This window comes from Streptomyces sp. NPDC050704, from assembly GCF_040654355.1.
GTDB lineage: Bacteria > Actinomycetota > Actinomycetes > Streptomycetales > Streptomycetaceae > Streptomyces.
This window is the reverse complement of record NZ_JBFAHW010000010.1, coordinates 140437-161140: the sequence shown is the minus strand read 5'-3', so window position 1 is coordinate 161140 and position 20704 is coordinate 140437. Positions and strand designations below refer to the sequence as shown.

23 protein-coding genes are annotated in these 20704 nt (G+C 68.4%); 10 read left to right on the top strand and 13 right to left on the bottom strand.

Annotated features, from left to right (window positions below; translation table 11 throughout):
* Window positions 1-62: 62 nt before the first annotated feature.
* The 3 genes from AB0I18_RS08215 to AB0I18_RS08205 all read right to left on the bottom strand — a co-directional run bounded on the left by AB0I18_RS08215 (window position 63) and on the right by AB0I18_RS08205 (window position 2804).
* The gene (locus AB0I18_RS08215; RefSeq protein ID WP_363104559.1) at window positions 63-1094 is read right to left on the bottom strand and encodes an alanine racemase; all 1032 of its coding nucleotides are present in this window, start codon (window positions 1092-1094) and stop codon (window positions 63-65) included.
* 65 nt (window positions 1095-1159) lie between these two features.
* Entirely contained in the window at window positions 1160-2281 is a 1122-nt protein-coding gene (femX, locus tag AB0I18_RS08210; RefSeq protein ID WP_363104558.1) for a peptidoglycan bridge formation glycyltransferase FemX, read from the bottom strand.
* 208 nt (window positions 2282-2489) lie between these two features.
* Window positions 2490-2804 carry a hypothetical protein gene (locus tag AB0I18_RS08205; protein ID WP_363104557.1) on the bottom strand — a complete coding sequence of 105 codons (315 nt, stop codon included), beginning with the start codon at window positions 2802-2804 and terminating at the stop codon, window positions 2490-2492.
* A 275-nt stretch (window positions 2805-3079) separates the two neighbouring features.
* Between AB0I18_RS08205 and rpsF the strand changes: the two genes are divergently transcribed.
* The 4 genes from rpsF (at window position 3080) to rplI (ending at window position 4831) form a co-directional block, all read left to right on the top strand.
* On the top strand, window positions 3080-3370 hold the full coding sequence (gene rpsF / locus AB0I18_RS08200) for a 30S ribosomal protein S6 (protein ID WP_028804085.1): 291 nt from the start codon (window positions 3080-3082) through the stop codon (window positions 3368-3370).
* 78 nt (window positions 3371-3448) lie between these two features.
* Entirely contained in the window at window positions 3449-4072 is a 624-nt protein-coding gene (locus tag AB0I18_RS08195; RefSeq protein WP_363104556.1) for a single-stranded DNA-binding protein, read from the top strand.
* A gap of 57 nt (window positions 4073-4129) precedes the next feature.
* Window positions 4130-4366, top strand: a complete 237-nt coding sequence (rpsR, locus tag AB0I18_RS08190) for a 30S ribosomal protein S18 (RefSeq protein ID WP_003949403.1) — start codon at window positions 4130-4132, stop codon at window positions 4364-4366.
* An 18-nt stretch (window positions 4367-4384) separates the two neighbouring features.
* Window positions 4385-4831: a 50S ribosomal protein L9 gene (gene rplI, locus AB0I18_RS08185; RefSeq protein ID WP_363104555.1), complete on the top strand. Its 447-nt coding sequence runs from the start codon at window positions 4385-4387 to the stop codon at window positions 4829-4831.
* Between the two features lie 210 nt (window positions 4832-5041).
* Here rplI and AB0I18_RS08180 read toward each other — a convergent pair whose 3' ends face one another.
* Entirely contained in the window at window positions 5042-6385 is a 1344-nt protein-coding gene (locus AB0I18_RS08180) for an MATE family efflux transporter (RefSeq protein WP_363104554.1), read from the bottom strand.
* Between the two features lie 454 nt (window positions 6386-6839).
* On the opposite strand from AB0I18_RS08180, the gene dnaB reads away from it, so the two are divergent.
* Together dnaB and AB0I18_RS08170 are read left to right on the top strand one after the other, a co-directional pair.
* On the top strand, window positions 6840-8315 hold the full coding sequence (dnaB, locus tag AB0I18_RS08175; protein ID WP_363104553.1) for a replicative DNA helicase: 1476 nt from the start codon (window positions 6840-6842) through the stop codon (window positions 8313-8315).
* A 58-nt stretch (window positions 8316-8373) separates the two neighbouring features.
* Window positions 8374-9759: a serine hydrolase domain-containing protein gene (locus AB0I18_RS08170; RefSeq protein ID WP_363104552.1), complete on the top strand. Its 1386-nt coding sequence runs from the start codon at window positions 8374-8376 to the stop codon at window positions 9757-9759.
* A 140-nt stretch (window positions 9760-9899) separates the two neighbouring features.
* Here AB0I18_RS08170 and AB0I18_RS08165 read toward each other — a convergent pair whose 3' ends face one another.
* Together AB0I18_RS08165 and AB0I18_RS08160 are read right to left on the bottom strand one after the other, a co-directional pair.
* Window positions 9900-10352 (bottom strand): GNAT family N-acetyltransferase, encoded by a 453-nt coding sequence (locus AB0I18_RS08165; protein WP_363104551.1) that lies wholly within the window; start codon window positions 10350-10352, stop codon window positions 9900-9902.
* A 33-nt stretch (window positions 10353-10385) separates the two neighbouring features.
* Window positions 10386-10850 (bottom strand): MarR family transcriptional regulator, encoded by a 465-nt coding sequence (locus AB0I18_RS08160; protein WP_363104550.1) that lies wholly within the window; start codon window positions 10848-10850, stop codon window positions 10386-10388.
* A gap of 141 nt (window positions 10851-10991) precedes the next feature.
* Between AB0I18_RS08160 and AB0I18_RS08155 the strand changes: the two genes are divergently transcribed.
* Window positions 10992-12200, top strand: coding sequence for an MFS transporter (locus tag AB0I18_RS08155; RefSeq protein WP_363104549.1), 1209 nt, complete (start codon window positions 10992-10994; stop codon window positions 12198-12200).
* 144 nt (window positions 12201-12344) lie between these two features.
* Here AB0I18_RS08155 and AB0I18_RS08150 read toward each other — a convergent pair whose 3' ends face one another.
* Both AB0I18_RS08150 and AB0I18_RS08145 read right to left on the bottom strand, forming a co-directional pair.
* Window positions 12345-13211 carry a GNAT family N-acetyltransferase gene (locus AB0I18_RS08150; RefSeq protein ID WP_363104548.1) on the bottom strand — a complete coding sequence of 289 codons (867 nt, stop codon included), beginning with the start codon at window positions 13209-13211 and terminating at the stop codon, window positions 12345-12347.
* Between the two features lie 5 nt (window positions 13212-13216).
* Window positions 13217-13753, bottom strand: a complete 537-nt coding sequence (locus tag AB0I18_RS08145) for a DUF2269 domain-containing protein (protein WP_363104547.1) — start codon at window positions 13751-13753, stop codon at window positions 13217-13219.
* Window positions 13754-13829: 76 nt separating this feature from the next.
* Here AB0I18_RS08145 and AB0I18_RS08140 point away from each other — a divergent pair, with 76 nt between their 5' ends.
* Window positions 13830-14462, top strand: coding sequence for an HAD-IB family phosphatase (locus AB0I18_RS08140; RefSeq protein WP_363104546.1), 633 nt, complete (start codon window positions 13830-13832; stop codon window positions 14460-14462).
* Between the two features lie 417 nt (window positions 14463-14879).
* Window positions 14880-16544 carry a globin domain-containing protein gene (locus AB0I18_RS08135; RefSeq protein WP_363104545.1) on the top strand — a complete coding sequence of 555 codons (1665 nt, stop codon included), beginning with the start codon at window positions 14880-14882 and terminating at the stop codon, window positions 16542-16544.
* A gap of 13 nt (window positions 16545-16557) precedes the next feature.
* On the opposite strand, the gene AB0I18_RS08130 is transcribed toward AB0I18_RS08135, so the two are convergent.
* The 5 genes from AB0I18_RS08130 to AB0I18_RS08110 form a co-directional block, all read right to left on the bottom strand.
* Complete coding sequence (locus tag AB0I18_RS08130) at window positions 16558-17040, bottom strand: NUDIX hydrolase (protein WP_363104544.1); 483 nt, start codon at window positions 17038-17040, stop codon at window positions 16558-16560.
* A gap of 42 nt (window positions 17041-17082) precedes the next feature.
* Window positions 17083-17988: a LysR family transcriptional regulator gene (locus tag AB0I18_RS08125; protein ID WP_363104543.1), complete on the bottom strand. Its 906-nt coding sequence runs from the start codon at window positions 17986-17988 to the stop codon at window positions 17083-17085.
* A gap of 215 nt (window positions 17989-18203) precedes the next feature.
* A complete protein-coding gene (locus tag AB0I18_RS08120) occupies window positions 18204-19343 on the bottom strand; it encodes a cystathionine gamma-lyase (protein WP_363104542.1) in 1140 nt (379 codons plus the stop codon).
* Window positions 19340-19831: a low molecular weight protein-tyrosine-phosphatase gene (locus AB0I18_RS08115; RefSeq protein ID WP_363104541.1), complete on the bottom strand. Its 492-nt coding sequence runs from the start codon at window positions 19829-19831 to the stop codon at window positions 19340-19342. Before AB0I18_RS08115 ends, AB0I18_RS08120 begins: the two co-directional genes overlap by 4 nt.
* 9 nt (window positions 19832-19840) lie before the next feature.
* The gene (locus AB0I18_RS08110; RefSeq protein ID WP_363104540.1) at window positions 19841-20218 is read right to left on the bottom strand and encodes a phage holin family protein; all 378 of its coding nucleotides are present in this window, start codon (window positions 20216-20218) and stop codon (window positions 19841-19843) included.
* 59 nt (window positions 20219-20277) lie between these two features.
* Between AB0I18_RS08110 and AB0I18_RS08105 the strand changes: the two genes are divergently transcribed.
* Window positions 20278-20595, top strand: coding sequence for a cupin domain-containing protein (locus AB0I18_RS08105; protein ID WP_363104539.1), 318 nt, complete (start codon window positions 20278-20280; stop codon window positions 20593-20595).
* Window positions 20596-20704 lie beyond the last annotated feature (109 nt).

Here is a 20704-nt window from a genome sequence, read left to right as displayed (position 1 = left end):
GGCCGTACACGGAGTCCGTGTACGGCCTTTCGTTTCTGTCCGTGGGCTCAGGCCCTCCGCGGTCAGCGCTCGACGATGCGGTCGAACTGCGTCGTGGTGTGCCGCAGATGGGCCACCAGCTCCTCGCCGACCTTGGGCTCCGGGGCGTCCGAGGGCACGAAGAGGATCGAGACCTGCATGTGCGGGGGCTCCGCGAACCAGCGCTGCTTGCCGCCCCAGACGAACGGCGAAAGGTTCCGGTTGACCGTGGCCAGACCGGCCCGGGCGACGCCCTTGGCGCGCGGCATGACGCCGTGCAGTGCCTTCGGGGCCTCCAGGCCGACCCCGTGCGAGGTGCCGCCCGCCACGACCACCAGCCAGCCGTCCGAGGCGACCTTCTGCTGGCGGTAGCCGAAACGGTCACCCTTGGCGACGGGACTGACATCCAGGACGGCACCGCGGTACTCGGTGGCCTCATGGTCCCCCAGCCACAGTCGCGTGCCGATGCGGGCGCGGAAGCGGGTCTGCGGGAACTGCTGCTGCAGCCGGGCGAGTTCAGCGGCCTTGAGATGGCTCACGAACATCGTGTGCAGCGGCAGGCGGGCCGCACGCAGCCGGTCCATCCAGCCGATGACCTCCTCGACGGCGTCCGAGCCGTCGGTGCGGTCCAGCGGCAGGTGGATGGCGAAGCCCTCGAGCCGCACGTTCTCTATGGCGGCGTGGAGCTGGGGCAGATCCTGTTCGCTCACCCCGTGCCGCTTCATGGAGGACATGACCTCGATGACGACGCGGGCGCCCACGAGGCCGTAGACGCCGTCTATCGACGACACGGAGCGGATGACCCGGTCGGGCAGCGGTACGGGCTCCTCGCCCCGTCTGAAGGGCGTCAGCACCAACAGGTCGCCGCCGAACCAGTCCTTGATCCGCGCCGCCTCGTACGTCGTGCCGACGGCGAGGACGTCGGAGCCCAGACGTGTGGCCTCGTCAGCAAGCCGCTCGTGGCCGAAGCCGTAGCCGTTGCCCTTGCAGACGGGGACGAGCCCCGGGAACTGCTCGGAGACGTGCTTGTGGTGCGCCCGCCAGCGCGCGGTGTCGACGTAGAGGGTGAGCGCCATGGCCGGACCTGGAACCTTTCTGGTGGCAGCGGTGTATCAGAGGTATGAAGGCACATTCTGGGGCGTCAGCGGCGCGACATGTAGATGTCGAGCGCCTTGTGGAGCAGCTTGTTGAGCGGGAAGTCCCACTCACCGAGGTATTCGGCGGCCTGCCCGCCCGTGCCCACCTTGAACTGGATGAGACCGAAGAGGTGATCGGTCTCATCCAGGGAGTCGGAGATGCCGCGCAGGTCGTAGACGGTGGCGCCGAGCGCGTAGGCATCGCGCAGCATCCGCCACTGCATCGCGTTCGAGGGCCGGACCTCGCGCCCGATGTTGTCGGAGGCACCGTAGGAGTACCAGACGTGCCCGCCGACGACCAGCATCGTCGCGGCGGACAGGTTCACGCCCTCATGCCGCGCGAAATAGAGCCGCATGCGGTTCGGGTCCTCAGTGTTGAGGGCTGTCCACATGCGCTGGAAGTACGAGAGCGGGCGGGGCCGGAAGTGGTCGCGCGCGGCGGTGATCTCGTAGAGGCGCTGCCACTCCTCCAGGTCCTGGTAGCCGCCCTGGACGACCTCGACGCCGGCCTTCTCAGCCTTCTTGATGTTACGCCGCCACAGCTGGTTGAAGCCCTTGTGGACGTCTTCCAACGAGCGGTTCGCGAGCGGCACTTGATAGACGTAGCGAGGCTGTACGTCGCCGAAGCCGGCCCCGCCGTCCTCGCCCTGCTGCCAGCCCATGCGGCGCAGCCGGTCGGCGACTTCGAAAGCGCGCGGCTCGATGAAGTCGGCTTCGATGTCGCGCAGGCGCTTCACGTCCGGGTCCTGGATGCCCTTCTTGATCGAAGCGGCCTCCCAGCGCCGGATGATCACCGGCGGGCCCATCTTCACAGAGAAGGCGCCCTGCTGCTTGAGGTGGGCGAGCATCGGATCCAGCCACTCGGTCAGATTCGGCGCGAACCAGTTGATGACCGGGCCCTCGGGCAGATAGGCGAGATAGCGCTTGATCTTGGGCAGCTGCCGGTACAGCACAAGACCCGCACCGACCATCTCGCCGGTCCTGTCGTCGAACCATCCGAGGTTCTCGGAGCGCCACTCCGCCTTGACATCGGCCCAGGCTGGGACCTGCATGTGGCTCGCCGCGGGCAGGCTCTGGATGTACGCCAGATGCTGCTCTCGGCTGATGGTCCTCAGGGTCAGGCTCATTCGGGGCGCTCCTCGGGCTGGTGTGTCCCCATGGGTACAGGGGCTCCGGCTCTCGCGCCGAAGCCTACTGCGCCCTGTGAGCGCCTCGTCTGGCCGTATGGAACCTCGACCCCGACCGGATACGCGGCCGGACGCCTGGCGGTGTTGTCCGGCTACCGTGCCGGGTGTTGGACAGGCCGGGGGCCGGCGGTCCCCGACCGTCGGGGGGTCAGCCGATGACGCCGCCGAAGAGGCCGCCGTGCGCCATGCCCAGGAAGAAGCCGATGCCCGCGGCACCGAGGCCCAGGATCAGCCCGAAGCGTTCCCGGGTCGTCTCCGAGAGGTACTGTCCGGCCGCTCCGGTGAGGATGCCCACCAGTCCCGTCCATGAGCTGAGCAGATGGAGGTTGTGGAACATCGCCGTCACGAAAGACGTCACCCCGAGCACCAGCGTTACGGCGAGCAGGGTGTCCTGGAGCGGATGGGGCTTGTGGTCGGTGGCGAACAGGGAACCGACGGGGTTGGGTCGCAATGCCTGTGCCATGGGGCACCTCCTGCGGAAGGCGGCGCATCGTAGCGCCATACACACCCGACGTGTACAGATTGACGCTCACCTGCCCCGGATTTCAACCGGAGGCCGGGGTGCGGGTAGTCTGTAGCGTCTGCACCGGTGTATGCCCAGGCCATGGCGCGATCCCCCGCTCAGTTCGCTGTTCGGAGGGCCGATTGTCAGTGGCTGCCGATACCGTTGCGTACGCATAACAACCCTCCTGCCACGGAACGACCGTGGCCGCCGAGTCCAAAGGAGGTGGGTTCCACATGCGTCACTACGAAGTGATGGTCATCCTCGACCCCGATCTCGAAGAGCGCGCTGTCTCTCCGCTGATCGAAAACTTCCTTTCCGTTGTCCGTGAGGCCAACGGAAAGGTCGAGAAGGTCGACACCTGGGGCCGTCGTCGTCTCGCGTACGAGATCAAGAAGAAGCCCGAGGGCATCTACTCGGTCATCGACCTGCAGGCCGAGCCTGCGGTCGTCAAGGAGCTCGACCGCCAGATGAACCTGAACGAGTCGGTCCTCCGGACCAAGGTCCTCCGTCCCGAGACCCACTGAGCTCTCCCGCTCAGCTGATCTCGGGCATCGAGTAGCAGCACCAAGCAGCCAGCAGCAAACCCGCCGAGAGGTTCCCCCATGGCAGGCGAGACCGTCATCACGGTAGTCGGCAATCTTGTCGACGACCCCGAGCTGCGCTTCACCCCTTCCGGTGCGGCGGTCGCGAAGTTCCGTGTCGCGTCCACCCCCCGCACCTTCGACCGTCAGACCAACGAGTGGAAGGACGGCGAAAGCCTGTTCCTGACCTGCTCGGTCTGGCGTCAGGCGGCGGAGAACGTCGCAGAGTCGCTTCAGCGAGGCATGCGCGTCGTCGTGCAGGGCCGACTGAAGCAGCGGTCCTACGAGGACCGTGAAGGCGTCAAGCGCACGGTCTACGAACTGGACGTCGAGGAAGTCGGCGCCAGCCTGAAGAACGCCACGGCCAAGGTCACCAAGACCACCGGTCGAGGCGGCCAGGGCGGTTACAGCGGCGGTGGCGGTGGCGGCGGCCAGCAGGGCGGCGGCTGGGGCGGAGGCTCCGGCGGCGGTCAGCAGCAGGGCGGCGGGGCTCCCGCCGACGACCCCTGGGCGACCAGCGCTCCTGCCGGTGGCAACCCGGCCGGCGGCGGTGGCGGTGGCGGCTGGGGCGGAAGCTCTGGCGGTTCCGGCTCCGGCGGTTCCGGCGGCTCCGGTGGCGGCTACTCGGACGAGCCCCCCTTCTAGGCACAGTGCCGAAGATGGGCCGTACCCACACTTCTTGATCACACAGGAGAAACACCCATGGCGAAGCCGCCTGTGCGCAAGCCGAAGAAGAAGGTCTGCGCTTTCTGCAAGGACAAGGTCACGTACGTGGACTACAAGGACACGAACATGCTGCGGAAGTTCATTTCCGACCGCGGCAAGATCCGTGCCCGCCGCGTGACCGGCAACTGCACGCAGCATCAGCGTGACGTCGCCACGGCCGTTAAGAACAGCCGTGAGATGGCGCTGCTGCCCTACACCTCCACCGCGCGATAAGGGAAGGGTGACCGACAAATGAAGATCATCCTCACCCACGAGGTCTCCGGCCTCGGTACCGCGGGCGACGTCGTCGACGTCAAGGACGGTTACGCTCGCAACTACCTGATCCCGCGGAACTTTGCGATCCGCTGGACCAAGGGTGGCGAGAAGGACGTCGAGCAGATTCGTCGTGCTCGCAAGATCCATGAAATCGCGACCATCGAGCAGGCCAACGAGATCAAGGCCCGCCTCGAAGGCGTGAAGGTTCGTCTGGCCGTTCGCTCCGGCGACGCCGGTCGTCTTTTCGGTTCCGTCACCCCGGCTGACGTCGCTTCGGCGATCAAGGCTTCCGGTGGCCCCGAGGTCGACAAGCGCCGCATCGAGCTGGGCTCGCCGATCAAGACGCTGGGCGCTCACGAGACGTCCGTGCGTCTGCACCCCGAGGTTGCCGCCAAGGTCAACATCGAGGTCGTCGCAGCCTAAGCGCTGCGCTTGCTGAAGCAGTATGTGGGGCCGCACCCTTCGGGGTGCGGCCCCACACGCTTGGCGGGGTCTCTTGCGGCCCGACCGCCTCTGACGGCGATTAGGGGCGAGGGCTGTTTCACGTGAAACACGTGGATCGGCCGTCGTTTCACGTGAAACGTAGCGAGCTCACGCATCCGGTCGAAGCCGGAGCGCCGAAGCCGGGTTTGCTCAGCGCGTCGCGCCGGTGACGATCCAGCGGCCTGAGCGGGAGCGTAGCCACAAGGTCAGCATCCGCACGGTCATCATCAAGGTCATCGCTCCCCAGACTGCGGTCAGTCCGCCGCCGAACGTGGGCACGAGCAATGCCACCGGAGCGAATACAGCCAGAGTGAGCAGCATCGCCCACGCAAGGTACGGGCCGTCTCCGGCACCCATCAGCACGCCGTCGAGGACGAAGACGATCCCGCAGATCGGCTGCGAGAGCGCCACGACGAGCAGGGCGGGAAGTGCCGTGTCCTGCACGACCGAGTCGCTGGTGAACAACGGGAGGAACAGGGAGCGGCCGGCGATCACCAGACCGCCGAGCACGACGCCGACAGCGACGCCCCACTGCACCATGCGACGGCAGACCTCGCGAGCACCCTGGGCGTCGTCCGCGCCGAGATAGCGTCCGATGATGGCCTGCCCGGCGATGGCGATGGCGTCGAGGGCGAAGGCGAGCAGGCTCCACAGCGACAAGATGATCTGGTGGGCGGCGACGTCGGCGTCTCCGAGACGGGCGGCGACAGCGGTGGCGATCATCAGAATCGCGCGCAGCGAGAGTGTGCGGACCAGCAGTGGTGCGCCTGCTTGCGCGCAGGCCCGTATCCCGGCGGCGTCCGGCCGCAGCGATGCCCCGTGTTTCCGCGCACCGCGGACGACCACGAGGAGGTACACCGCGGCCATGCCGAACTGGGCGATGACGGTGCCCCAGGCAGAGCCGGCGATACCGAGGTCCGCGCCGTAGACGAGGCCCACGTTGAGGGCGGCGTTGGCGACGAAGCCCGCGACGGCGACGTAGAGCGGTGTCTTCGTGTCCTGCAGGCCGCGCAGGACTCCGGTGGCGGCAAGGACGACGAGCATCGCGGGGATGCCGAGCGTCGAGATGCGCAGATAGGTGATGGCGTAGGGCGCGGCGGTGTCGGAGGCGCCGAAGAGTTCCACCAGGCCGGGTGCCGTGGGCAACACGAGGGCGACAACAGCGGTGCCGAGCAACAGGGCGAGCCAGATGCCGTCCATGCCTTGGCGGATGGCAGTCTTCAGATCGCCCGCGCCGACCCGGCGGGAGACTGCCGCCGTAGTGGCGTACGCGAGGAAGACGAAGATGCTGACGGCCGTGACGAGGAGGGCCGAGGCAACGCCGAGACCGGCGAGCTGTGCGGTACCGAGATGGCCGACGATGGCGGTGTCGGCCAAGAGAAAAAGAGGCTCGGCGATGAGAGCGCCGAAGGCCGGAACGGCCAGCGCGACGATCTCTCGGTCGTGCCGACGCCGGGCGGCCTTGGTCGCCGCGGGAGCCTGTGTCATGCACATCAATCTAATCTTCCACAGGTAAGAGATGCAAGCAGCTCATGACCCTTACTTGCACTCTCATCGAATGCGCCGTCGTGTGCCGTTCGAGCCGATCTTGGTCCGACCGGAAAAGTTTTTCTTCTGCACAGCCGGTGGACGGGAAACATGCAGGTCAGATGCAGTGTCGAAAGCGAGCTGAGGGCTTGTTCACAGGCCTGTCCACCGGGTCGTGCACAGGTTTTGCCGGGTTCTCCACAGCATCGGGGCCGTCGTCCACATGGCCTGTGGATAACCAGATTGGCTGACGGTCCCGGCGGGCCTACCTTGGTGCGGCGCCTACTTCCTCCTCCGTCTGCGGAAACCTCGCAAAACCGACGCGTCAGAACCGGAGTTGGGCGTCTCATTTGTCAGTGTCGTGCCGTAGGAATGAGGGGCACGGCGAGGTCCGCTCGGCGGACGGGAGGAGGTGGCCCGGGTGAGTATTTCCGAGCCCTTGGACGACCCCTGGGCCGACAGCGGTCCCAGTGATCGATTGCCTGCCTCCCGTCAGCGCCGCGACGGTGGCCGGGGTCGAGACGATCAGCACGACCGAGGTCCGGACAACGGTGCCTGGGACGGTGGAGGCTCGTCCTTCGAGCGGGTGCCGCCGCAGGACCTGGACGCCGAGCAGTCGGTCCTCGGCGGCATGCTGCTCTCGAAGGACGCCATCGCCGACGTGGTCGAGGTGCTCAAGGGACACGACTTCTACCGGCCGGCGCACGAGACCGTTTACGGTGCGATTCTCGACCTCTACGCGAAGGGTGAGCCGGCTGACCCGATCACGGTTGCCGCCGAGCTCACCAAGCGCGGCGAGATCACCAAGGTCGGCGGCGCCTCGTATCTCCACACGCTGGTCCAGACGGTCCCGACCGCGGCGAACGCCGAGTACTACGCGGAGATCGTCCACGAGCGCGCGGTGCTGCGCCGCCTGGTCGAGGCCGGGACGCGCATCACACAGATGGGTTATGCGGCCGACGGCGACGTGGACGAGATCGTCAACAGCGCCCAGGCCGAGATCTACGCGGTCACCGAGCAGCGCACCACCGAGGACTATCTGCCGCTCGGCGACATCATGGAGGGCGCGCTCGACGAGATCGAGGCGATCGGTTCGCGGTCGGGAGAGATGACTGGTGTGCCGACCGGCTTCACCGACCTCGACCAGCTGACCAACGGGCTGCATCCCGGTCAGATGATCATCATCGCGGCCCGCCCCGCCATGGGTAAGTCCACGCTGGCGCTGGACTTCGCACGGGCCTGTTCGATCAAGCACAACATGCCGAGCGTGATCTTCTCGCTCGAAATGGGCCGCAACGAGATCGCGATGCGTCTGCTGTCGGCCGAGGCACGCGTGGCCCTGCACCACATGAGGTCCGGCACGATGACCGATGACGACTGGACGCGGCTCGCGCGCAGGATGCCGGACGTCTCCGCCGCCCCGCTGTACATCGACGACTCCCCGAACCTGTCGATGATGGAGATCCGCGCCAAGTGCCGCCGCCTCAAGCAGCGCAGCGACCTGAAGCTCGTCATCATCGACTATCTGCAGCTGATGCAGTCCGGCGGCAAACGGTCCGAGAGCCGACAGCAGGAAGTCTCCGACATGTCGCGAAACCTGAAGCTCCTGGCCAAGGAGCTGGAACTGCCGGTGATCGCACTCTCGCAGCTGAACCGTGGCCCCGAGCAGCGCACGGACAAGAAGCCGATGGTCTCCGACCTGCGCGAATCCGGTTCGATCGAGCAGGACGCGGACATGGTGATCCTGCTGCACCGCGAGGACGCGTACGAGAAGGAGTCGCCGCGCGCCGGCGAGGCGGACATCATCGTGGGCAAGCACCGTAACGGCCCGACGGCCACCATCACGGTTGCTTTCCAGGGCCACTACTCGCGTTTCGTGGACATGGCACAGACCTGATCGTCTGCCGCGGCGAAATGCGCTCGACGCAGGACGTCGGGCCAGGTGGACTTGGACCATGACGACATCCCAGGAAGAGCTGCTTCCTGCCACGCGCCGTGCCCTGCTCCATCGGATCGCCACCGCTCAGGCCGAGGGGAGGTCACCGTCGCTGGTGGCGGCGGTCGTCCGGGGCGGGGAGACGGTGTGGCACGGGTCCCGCACCTCGGTGGACGGGCACGGGCCGGACGAGAACGTGCAGTACCGGATCGGTTCGATCACCAAGACGTTCACCGCCGTCCTCGTACTGCGGCTGCGCGACGAGGGCCTGCTGGACCTGGGTGATCCGCTGGAGAAGCATCTGCCAGGCACGGGTGCGGGGGAGGCGACGATCGCCGAACTGCTCGCGCATACGGGCGGGTTGGCGGCCGAATCGCCGGCGCCCTGGTGGGAGCGCACACCCGGATCGCTGCGCCCCGAGCTCTCCGACGTGCTGGGCGAGCAGCCGCACAGGCACCCTGTAGGACGGCGGTTCCACTACTCGAACCCCGGCTACACGTTGCTGGGCGCGCTGGTCGAGGAGCTGAAGGGCGCCCGGTGGGAGGACGTCCTGCGGAGCGACGTGCTCGAACCGCTGGGACTGCACCGTACGAGCGGGCACCCGCAGGCGCCTCACGCAGGCGGCTGGGCCGTGCATCCCTGGGCGGATGTGATGCTCCCGGAGCCCATCGAAGACCTGGGCCGGATGGCGCCTGCCGGTCAACTCTGGTCGACCTCAGGTGACTTGGCCCGTTTCGCGGCCTTCCTTGCCAAGGGGGACGACCGGGTGCTGAGTGCGGAGTCGGTCCTGGAGATGCGTACGCCCGCCGCGCCGGCCGAAGCCGAAGAGGTGGCGGCCGGTGCAGCGTACGGCCTCGGGATGCAGATCCAGCACCGAGGTCGCCGGACCTTCGTGGGACACGGGGGTTCCCTCCCGGGCTTCCTCGCCGGTCTCATGATCAGCGTCGAGGACGACCTGGCCGCCGTGGTTCTCACCAACTGCACCTCCGGCCCGCTGGTGTCGACAGTCGCCGCCGATCTCGTACGCATCGTCGCCGAGGCCGAACCCCGGATTCCGGAGCCGTGGCGACCGCTGCCCGAAGTCGACAGGTCCGTACTGGAGTTGACGGGTCCGTGGTACTGGGGGACCAACGCCTTCGCGCTGCGCCTCACCGCCGACGGGGGCGTCTCGCTCGGGCCCTTGTCCGGCAATGGCCGGCGCTCGCGCTTCAGGGCCGATGGAGACGGGACCTGGACGGGGCTCGACGGTTACTACGCAGGCGAGCTCCTGACGGCCGTACGGCGCGCTGACGGGTCGGTCAGCCACCTGGACCTCGGGTCGTTCGTGTTCACGCGGCAGCCGTACGAGGAAGAGGCTCCCGTGCCGGGCGGGGTGGACCCCGAGGGGTGGCGCGGGATCCGATAGGCGCTCTGTCGTCCGGAAACGTCTTGTGCGAAGAAGGGCGTCCTGTGTGAAGAGGTGAGGGGGTGTCCTGTTTCACGTGAAACAGGACACCCCCTACATGCCACAAAGGCGTTCGGACCGACTGCCTTCAGGGCTTCGCTTCAGAGCTGCAGTTTGAACCCCACGTGTGAGGCGGTGAATCCGAGCCGCTCGTAGAACCGGTGTGCATCGGTGCGGGTGACGTCGGAGGTCAGCTGCACCAGCCGGCAGCCCTCGCGCCGGGACAGGTCGACGGCCCACTCGATGAACCGGGTGCCCAGGCCACTGCCACGCTCGTCGACATGAACGCGTACGCCTTCGATGATGGAGCGGGTCGCGCCCTTGCGGGACAGTCCGGGAATGATCGTGAGCTGGAGGGTGCCCACGACGCGCCCCTCGCGCACGGCGACGACAAGGTGCTGGTTCGGGTCACCGGTCAGGCGCTCCAGCGCGGCCAGATAGGGGCTCAGGTCGTCCGGTGACTCCCGTTGGGCGCCCAACGGGTCGTCGGCGAGCATCGCGACGATGGCGGGGACGTCGTCCGCGACGGCTGGTCGTATCTCGAGATCTCCCATGACGGCAGGCTACGCAGACACGGTGGGCAGGTCCTACACGGGTGTGGGCACGCTTGCCGATTCCACGACGCGGACCAGAGGGGCCAGTTCGGGGTTCTTGGCCGCTTCGTCGAGCGCTTCGCGGAGGGCGGTGTCGTTGGTGGGGCGGGCTTCGTCGAGGAGCTCGAGGCCGGTCTCGCTGACGTTCGTGTAGATGCCGCGGCGGTCGGTCGGGCACAGGTAGCGCGCGAGCAGCCCGCGGTCCTCGAGTCGGGTGACCAGACGCGTGGTGGCGCTCTGGCTGAGCACGACCGCGTCGGCGACCTGCTTCATCTGCAGATGACCGCCGTCGCCGTCGTGCTGGCGGCTGAGGACGTCGAGCAGGGAGTACTCGCGCACGCTCAGCCCGTGCCCGGACTGCAGGGCGCGTTCGATGTGCGCCTCGATCCTCCCGTGGAGCAAGGAGAGGGCGCACCAGCCCTGGGCGAGGGCGGTGAGCGCGGGGTCTGTCGCTGTCATGGCGTGTTCCTCCGTCCCGGAGCGGCTGAGACCAGGGTAGAGCACAACAGCAATAGCCCGCGTTTGCATTTAGCCAGCGTCTGCAATTATTGTTGCAGCACGTAAGGCGCTCCTGCAATCTTCTGGGAAGGTTCTCCCCGCATGCCTCTCGCGCTTTTGGCCCTCGCGATCGGGGCCTTCGGAATCGGGACCACCGAGTTCGTGATCATGGGCCTGCTGCCCGAGGTGGCGGGTGACTTCGGGGTCTCCATCCCCACCGCCGGGTTCCTCGTGACCGGCTACGCGCTGGGCGTCATGTTCGGTGCCCCGCTCATGACCGCCCTCGGCACCAGGATGTCCCGCAAGCGGATGCTGATGCTGCTGATGGGGCTGTTCATCCTCGGCAACCTGCTCTCCGCCGTCGCCCCCGACTTCTCTCTCATGCTGGTCGGCCGCGTGGTCGCCTCGCTCGCGCACGGTGCGTTCTTCGGTATCGGTTCGGTCGTCGCGGCAGACCTCGTCGCGCCCGACAAGAAGGCCGGGGCCATTGCGATGATGTTCACCGGACTGACCGTCGCCAACGTCGTCGGCGTACCGCTGGGCACCCTCATCGGGCAGTCCGTCGGCTGGCGCGTCACCTTCACAATCGTCGCGGGCCTGGGCGTCATCGGCCTGGCGGGTGTTGCCAGGCTCGTCCCCGACATGCCCAAGCCGGAAGGCGTGCACCTGCGCCACGAACTGGCCGCGTTCAAGAACGTGCAGGTGCTGCTCGCCATGGCGATGACCGTCCTCGGGTTCGGCGGAGTCTTCGCGGCGATCACCTACATCGCACCGATGATGACGAACGTGGCCGGTTTCGCCGACGGCTCCGTGACCTGGCTGCTCGTCCTCTTCGGTCTCGGCATGGTGGTCGGCAACCTTGTCGGCGGCAGGTTCGCCGACCGCGCGCTGATGCCGATGCTGTACGTCTCGCTGGGCGCCCTCGCCGTCGTACTCGCCCTGTTCACGCTCACCGCACAGAACAAGATCGCGGCGGCCGTGACCATCGCGCTGATCGGTGCCCTCGGGTTCGCCACCGTGCCTCCGCTGCAGAAGAGGGTGCTCGACCAGGCGCACGGCGCCCCGACGCTTGCCTCAGCCGTGAACATCGGCGCCTTCAACCTGGGCAACGCCCTCTCGGCCTGGCTCGGCGGTCTCGTCATCGCGGGCGGCCTGGGGTACACCGCTCCGAACTGGGTCGGCGCCGGCCTCGCCGCGGCCGCGCTGGTGCTCGCCGTGCTCTCGGCTGTCCTGGAGCGCCGCGCTGACGCCTCCAGCAAGGTCGTCGCCGATGCGGAGCTTTCGGAACAGAAGACTGCCGTCCACCACTGACCTGCCGAAGGCCGCTGTCCAGCACGGACCCCCTGTCCGGACCGCATCAAGTCAAGTGCGAGGCCAGGGCGGCCCCGCGTCCGACCGGCCGACCAATGCAGCACGAACAGGGGACCGCCGTCGGCCGGGCCTCTCGTCGGCCGCTCAGCCCGCCGCCACCGTGAGCGGGGCGAACCGCCGGGTCCAGTCGCCCGGCAGCTCCGCGATGCCGTACGTCATGACCGCGTTGAAGCCCGCGGAAGCGAGCCCCCGTTCCTTCACCCACGTCAGCAACTCCTCATGGCGCACGTCGATGTCGGTGCGCAACAGGCGGTCGGTGTGGGCGGCCAGCGAGGAGATGAGTGCCTTCGCCGTCCGCGTGTCCCGGGCGATCAGCGGGCCCACGACATGGTTGGTCATGTTGGGCCAGGCCGCCGCGTACCCGATGATCCGGCCGTCCTCCTCGGCGACGCGCAGCTGGTCGGCGAAGGCGGGCAGGCGCGTGATCATGTGCGTCCGGTCGGTGCCGAAGACCTCCTCGTCGAGCCGGAGGATCTCGATGAGGTCCTCTGCCGCGGCCGGACGCGTGGCAACCTCAGGGTTCGGTCCGCCCGGCACGAAGTGTCCGCGGACCATCTCGGCCCGGCCGGTGGCCTTGAACCCCAACTCCTCGTAGAGGGGCCGGCCGTACGGAGTGGCGTGCAGGGTCAGCGGAGTGGTGCCCAGCTCGGCGACGACATGCCGCATCAGGCGCCGCCCGACGCCCTGGCGGGCATGCCGCTCAGCGACGAGCATCATGCCGATCGCCCCCAGATGGGGGCGATCCTGAGGCCCGTACGTGGTCACTACGCAGGCGCTGACGAGGCCGCCGTCGGGGTCGTCGATGCCGTAACCCGTGCCGGCCGTGAGCAGCAGACCCCACTTGTGGTCCTCACGGGGCCAACCCCGGTTCTCGGAGAGGTCGGCGCAGGCGGAGACGTCGCGAGGCGTCAGACGGCGGATGGGCAGCGAGGCGGGGGATGGAGTCGACACGCAGGTCAGGCTGTCTGACGGGCGGGCTCGGCGTCCACCGGTTTGCGGGCGGCCGTACGGATCCTTTGCCCGCGTCGGGTCAGTCCCCAAGGCTTGAGGACCGAGATCACCGTCATGAAGACGTACGCGGACAGCGAGACGATCGGCCCCATCAGCAGGTCAGTCGGGTCGGGCAGGGCTCCGCCCGCCGAGACCGCGGTGACCGTGGGACCGAGTCCTGGGCGCAGCGCGAAGGTGGTGGCCGTGATCGTGGCCAGCGTCAGCCAGAACTTGGTGTAGACCCACCGATGCCTCGCCAGTCCCCACGGCGTGCCCAGGGAGAGCACCAGGCCGCTGAGGAGCGTGAGGAACCCGAGAGGGATCAGGAGCCAGTCGGCGAAGAGCTTCATGGCGCGGACGGAGGCCTCCACGGTCACCGCGGACCCGGTGGTGGTCGCGGTGACCGCCAGCGCGAGCAGCCCGAGCGTGAGCCCGAGCCAGCTCGCGGAGGCGGCTACATGGACGATGAGGTTGGCCCGGCGTGCGGGGCGGCTTAGTTTCACGTGAAACACCGTGCCGGGTGCGAGCGTCGGGGACGTCTGACAGCGGGAGTAACCTCGCGTACTAGCCTCGGCGTACATGGCGAGACTTCATCTCTTCGATCTGGACGGCACGTTGCTCCACGGGACCTCCGCGCCCGTGGAGATTTCCCGGCAGCTCGGGCTGGAAGCCGAGACGGTGGCGCTCGACGAGGCGGTCGGCGCGGGGCTCATAGGCCCACCGGAGTATGCGGCAGAGGTATACGCCCTCTGGACGGATCTCACCGAGGCGCATGTGGCGGCGGCCTTCGCCGGGGCGCCCTGGCTGTCCGGAATCGAGGACGTCTGGGCGGAGATCAGGGGGCGGGGTGACTACTGCGCCGTCGTCTCACTCTCCCCCTCTTTCTTCGTGGAGCGGCTGACGGGCTGGGGCGTGCACGCGGCGTACGGATCACGATTCCCCGCCGTGCCGTTCACCGAGCCGGTGGACCCGGCGGGGATCCTGAGCGCGGCAGCCAAGGTGCGGATCGCCGACCGGCTGTGCGAAGAGTTCGGAGTGGAGCGGGCCGACTGTGTCGCGTACGGAGATTCGATGTCGGACAGGGACCTGTTCGGGGCGGTGCCGGTATCCGTCGCGGTCAATGCGGATCAGCACGTGGCAGGCCTCGCCACGCACTCCTACGTGGGGCTGGATCTGCGGGATGCCTATGAATTGGTGCGGGGCACCCGGTAATTGAAGGAATTGATGGTCCGGCCCCTGCCAATTCCTGGCGCAAGGAAGCCGGGACTTGTCTGTCGGACCGTGACCGGTATGGTCGACTCCGGTTCGCGTCCGGTGTGATGTCCACGCACCCCGCCAGGGCGAACGCAGGACAACGCAGCCTAACGGGACGGAGAGATCAAAAACTCGCATTTCCGGTTACGCGACCGGGCGTTGGCGCACGGTGGGACGCTGCGATGGCGGTAGTGCGGCCAATGTCACACTCTCGGCTTACTTGTCCGTAGGGTGCGGGATTTCACGGATCAACGTGGTCGCATGGGCCGACGGGGCAAAACGGGGGAAAAGAAAGCAGTCTGCGGGGGAAAGCAGGCATCTTCCGACCGAGGAAGTGCGCAGACCGACCGAAAGATGTTCGAGGCGAGGCACACCATGGACGCTCCGACCACCACGTCGGCCGACAACGGCACTTCAGGGGGTGGCGACGGGGGCGGCTGGTTCACGCCGCATACGCCGCCGGAGCCGCCCGCGGGCGGCGAGCAGGGGACGACCGAGGGCAGCCGCCTGGCCGGGCTGCGCCCCGTGGGCAGGCCCGCGGCGGGCGACGGCGAAGCCGCGCGGCACCGAAAGGCTCCGGTCGCAGAAGCCGACTCGGACGCCGCCCCCGCCGAAGCCGCCAGCTCTGACGGCAGTGCCCCCCACGTGGCCTCCGCCGATGACAGGGCCCTCCACGCGGGCCACGCTGACGCCGGCGCCACCGACCCACACCCCGCTGATCCCGGCGCCGCCCATGTCGGCACATCCGGTGTCGGACCCGCCCCTGCGGGCACCCTCGACCGGAGTGCCGCCCCTCAAGGCCCGACCGAGGCGATACCCGCGGCGCTCGCCTCCGCCGAGCCGCCCGTCCCACCCAGGCCGAGCCACGATCCCCGCGTCCCGGAGCAGCGGGCCGCCGCCTCCGTTCCCGTGCCGGTCCGGGCCGCCTCGCCCGACGCCGTCCTCATCCGCCGCACGATGGCCGAGGTGGGGCCTGTCGCCGACAAGGTCACCTCGTACTTCTACGCGCTGCTCTTCGTACGCCACCCGGAACTGCGCCCGCTGTTCCCCGCCGCGATGGACACCCAACGGGACCGGCTGCTCAAGGCGCTTCTGACCGCGGCCGAGCACATCGACAACACCGAGGTCCTGGTCGCGTATCTGAAGAACCTGGGCCGGGGCCACCGCAAGTACGGCACGCGGCCCGAGCACTACCCGGCCGTCGGCGAGTGCCTCATCGGCTCGCTCAGCCGGTTCGCCGAGGCGATCTGGGACGAGGAGACCGAGGCGGCCTGGGTCCGGACGTACACGACGATCTCGCAGGTCATGATCGACGCCGCGGCCGCGGACGAACTGCGCGCTCCGCCCTGGTGGTTGGCCGAGGTGGTCTCGCACGACCTCCGAACGGCGGACGTCGCCGTCGTCACGGTCCGCCCCAACCAGCCGTATCCTTTCCTCGCCGGGCAGTACACCAGCCTGGAGACTCCCTGGTGGCCGCGGATCTGGCGGCACTACTCGTTCGCCTCGGCGGCCCGCTCCGACGGTCTGCTGTCGTTCCATGTGAAGGCGGTCCCCGCGGGCTGGGTCTCCAATGCCCTGGTGCACCGCGCCCGGCCCGGCGACATCATCCGCCTCGGCCCACCGGCCGGCTCCATGACGGTGGACCACACCACCGACAGCGGCCTGCTCTGCCTGGGCGGCGGCACCGGCATAGCCCCCATCAAGGCGCTCGTCGAGGACGTCGCCGAGCACGGCGAGCGACGCCCGGTCGAGGTCTTCTACGGAGCTCGCACCGATCACGACCTGTACGACATCGACACCATGCTCCGGCTCCAGCAGAGCCACCCCTGGCTCGCGGTCCGCCCCATCGTCGACCAGCAGGCGCATCTGCACCTTCCCGACGCCGTACGCGAGTACGGGCCGTGGAACGAGTACGACGCGTATCTGTCGGGCCCGCCCGGCATGATCCGCAGCGGTGTGGACGCGCTGAGAGACGTCGGCATCCCGTCGGAGCGGATCCGCCACGACTCGGTGGAGGAGCTCGTCGGCGCCCGAGACTGACTCCGGCGAGGCGTCAGCCCAGGTCAGGCGCATGCAGCGCCAGTACACCCTCGATGTTTCCGTCGAGATAGTGCCGCAGCGACAGCGGTACGAGATGCACGGAGGCGATGCCCACTCTGGTGAAGGGGATGCGCACGATCTCGTAGTCGCCGCAGGGGTCCTCGATCTCAGGGCCGTGGCGCAGGGAGGGGTCCATGGATCCCAGGCGGCAGACGAAGAAGTGCTGGACCTTCACGCCGGTCGTGCTGCTGTCCGCGCCGATGTGCTCGACGGTGTCGACGAAGCACGGAACCACATCGGTGATCTTGGCGCCGAGTTCCTCGTGGACCTCACGATGGAGTGCGTCGACGACAGTCGTGTCCTCCGGTTCGACCCCGCCGCCGGGCGTCAGCCAGTAGGGATCGACGCCGGGCTTGGTCCGCTTGATCAGGATCAGGTCATCGCCGTCCAGGAGGACGGCCCGGGCGGTGCGCTTGACCACGGGTCGGACGGTCATGGGAGAAATGTGGCCCGGTTGGTTCCACGTGAAACATCTCCGTCAGGACCAGTCTGCGGCGGCGCGCAACAACCACTCGTGCGCCCGCGCGATATGCGGCATGGCCAGCGTGCCAGTGCGCACGACCAGGAAGTACGTACGAAGCGGAGGTACCGCGGGTTCGATCAGCGCCACCACCTCGCCCCGCTCCAGGGCCGGTGCGCACAGATAGCGCGGTAGCACCGCGAGCCCCGCGCCGGTGGTGGCGCAGGCGAGGACCGCGCGCAGGTCCGGGGCGATGACGGTGCCCGAGGCGGCCGGGCGGGAGTCGAAGACGGAGGCCCAGTAGCGGGCGACGAACGGCAGGGACTCGTGCACCTCCACCACGGGGAAGTTCTCCAGCGCGGTCGGGCCCTTGCGGCGCATCTTGCCGGCGCCGGTGCGGGCGGCCCAGCGCGGGGCGGCGACCAGAACGTGCTCCTCGTCGCAGAGCGGAGTCGCGGTGAGTAGAGCGCCTCGCGGGCGGGCCGTACTGATGGCCAGATCGTGATGCCCGGCAGCGAGCCCCTCCAGCGTCTCCTCGGCGTTGCCGAACGAGGCACGCAGGGCGAAACCCTGGCCGTCGTCTCCGGTCAGCTCCGTCAGCGCGGGCAGGGCGCGCTCGGCGGTGAACTCCGGCGGCCCGGCGAGATGGAGGGTACGTACGGAGGAGGTCTCGGCGAGGCCGGTCTCCGCGATCTCCACGAGGGCGTCGAGATGCGGAGCGGCCTTGTGGGCGAGCTCGTCGCCGATCGTCGTAGGGGTCACTCCGCGGGCCTGACGCAGGAAGAGCGGGCGCCCCAGCTGTCGTTCGAGGGTGCGGATCTGGGAGGTGACGGCAGGCTGCGAGAGGCCCAGTAGCGCGGCGGCGCGGGTGAAGGAACCGGCCCGGTGCACGGTCACGAACGTGCGCAGCAAGGCCAGATCCATGGCGTTCCTACCCTCCCCGGCTCTGCGGAAGCCCTCAACTATAAATAAGTCGATAGGTCTCTGTCGCTACAGTGATTGGACACTGACACAGAGTCAACTAGCCTTGTTCGCGCGGTTCTTCGCGCGCAGAACCGGGACGGTCCGAGCCACGAGGGGGGAGGCTCGGACCGTCCGTTGTACGTAGCCGGTGTACTGAGCAGTGGCTCAGAAAGCGTTCACTTCGCCGACTCGTCGAGCGCCCGCAGCACATCCGCCACCAGGTCCTCCGGATCCTCGGCACCGGCCGAGAAGCGGATGAAGCCCTCTGGCACCGCGTCGCCGCCCCAGCGGCCGCGCCGCTCGGCCGTGGACCGTACTCCGCCGAAACTCGTCGCGTCGTCCACCAGGCGCAGCGCGTCGAGAAAACGGTCGGCACGCGCGCGCGTGGGCAGCGTGAACGACACCACGCATCCAAAGCGCCGCATCTGCCGCGAGGCGATCTCGTGCGAGGGGTCGCCGGGCAGCCCCGGATAGCGGACCCCCAAAGCCTCGGGCCGGTCGCGCAGGGCCTCGGCGAGCGCCAGCGCATTGGCGTTCTGCCGGTCGACGCGCAGCTGGAGTGTGGCGAGAGAGCGGTGTGCGAGCCACGCCTCCATGGGCCCCGGAATCGCCCCGACGATCTTGCGCCAGCGCCGTACGGCGGTCATCGCCGAGGCATCGCCACCGGTGACGTATCCCAGGAGGATGTCTCCGTGCCCGGTGAGCTGCTTGGTGCCGCTGGCCACGGAGAAGTCGGCGCCCAGCTCCAGCGGGCGCTGCCCGAGCGGAGTCGCCAGGGTGTTGTCGACGGCCACCAGGCAGCCACGCGCGTGTGCCGCCTCGACGAGCCGCCGCACGTCGCACACGTCGAGCCCCGGATTGGACGGGGTCTCGATCCACAGCAGCTTGGCGCCGTCGAGCAGGTCGAGCTGGGCGTCGCCGCCGGTCGGCGCGGTGCGTACCTCGATGCCGTACCCCTCCAGCTGTGCCCGGACGAGCGGCAGCGCCTGGTAGCCGTCGCTGGGCAGCACGGCGATGTCGCCGGCGCGCAGCTGCGAGAAGAGGACCGCGGAGGTGGCGGCCATCCCGGAGGCGAACACGAGCGTCTCGATGCCGTCCCGATCCGGTGCCTCCAGCTCGCCGATGGCGCGCTCCAGGTGGGTCCAGGTCGGGTTCTCGTCGCGGCCGTAGGTGTACGGGCCGGTGGGGTCGCCCGGCAGATGGAAGTGGGCGGCGAAGACGGGGCCGGGGAGGGTCGGCTCGTGCTTGACGGGCTCGGGCAGCCCGGCCCGCACGGCGCGCGTACCGTCACCGGCGCCCCTGACGGAATCTGTCATGCCGGCTGTCCTTCCACTTGCTCCCGCACGGCGGCGAGCAGGCCGGGGCTCGCCGCTTCCACCATCCCAAGGCACTCCTCGAAGCCGTCCATGCCCCCGTAGTAGGGATCCGGTACGTCGAGGTCGCCGCTTGCGGCAGGGTCGTACGAGCGCAGCAGCCGGACCTTGCCGGCGTCCGCCTCAGTGGGGGCGAGGCGGCGCAGTGCCTTCAGGTGGCCGGCGTCGAGCGCTATGACGAGGTCGAGCCGGGCGAACCAGTCGACCCGGAACTGACGGGCCGCATGGCCGCTTTCGTAGCCGTTCGTCTCCAGTACGGAAACGGTGCGCGGGTCGGCGCCGTTCCCCTCGTGCCAGCCGCCGGTACCGGCACTGTCCACCTCGACCAGGCCGTCGAGCCCGGCCTCCGACACGCGCGCGCGGAAGACGGATTCGGCCATCGGGGAGCGGCAGATGTTGCCGGTGCAGACGAAGCACACGCGATAGGGCATCAGGGCCGCTCAGTCCTTGTCGGGGAGGACGACGTTCAGCGCCCAGGAGACGATCGAGATGATCAGGCCGCCAATGACGGCGGTCCAGAAGCCCTCGACGTGAAAGCTCAGGTCGAGCTTGTCCGCCAGCCATGAGGTGAGCATCAGCATCAGGGCGTTGATCACCAGGGTGATCAGGCCGAGGGTGAGGATGAACAGCGGGAAGGTGAGCACCTTCACGACCGGCTTGACCAGGAAGTTCACCAGCCCGAAGACCAGCGCCACGAGCAGCAGAGTGCCGACCTTCTTGCCGGTGCCCTCACCGGTGAGGGTGATCTTGTCGAGCAGCCATACGGCGACGGCGAGGGCCCCGGCGTTGGCGATCGTCTTGACTACGAAATTCTTCATGTGTCTGATCGTGACAGAAGAGATCGCAGACGAGCACTGGGCAAGGGCGGACAACGGCGATGAAGGCATTCCGGCTGGATGAACTGGAGGCGGAGCGCGCCGCCAACGACGGCGCGTATCTCCAGTTCCTGCGTGAGAAGAACATGTCGGTCGGCCTGTACGCGCTGGACGCGGGCGAGCAGGACCCGCAGCAGCCCCACCGCCAGGACGAGGTGTACTTCGTCGTGAGCGGCCGTGCCGCGATCACGGTCGGCATGGAGACGACCCAGGTGGCGCGCGGCAGCGTCGTCTACGTGCCCGCGGGTGTCGCCCACAAGTTCCACCACATCAGCGAGGACCTGAGGGTTCTCGTGGTCTTCTCTCCCCCGGAGAGCTGACGTCCGCCTCAGGGTTCCCTAGGGGAACGGTCAGGGGAGGACAAGGGGTGCGAGGCCCCCGTCGGCAGCCTCCCGCGCCTAGCATCGAAGGCAGGACATTCAAGCCCCG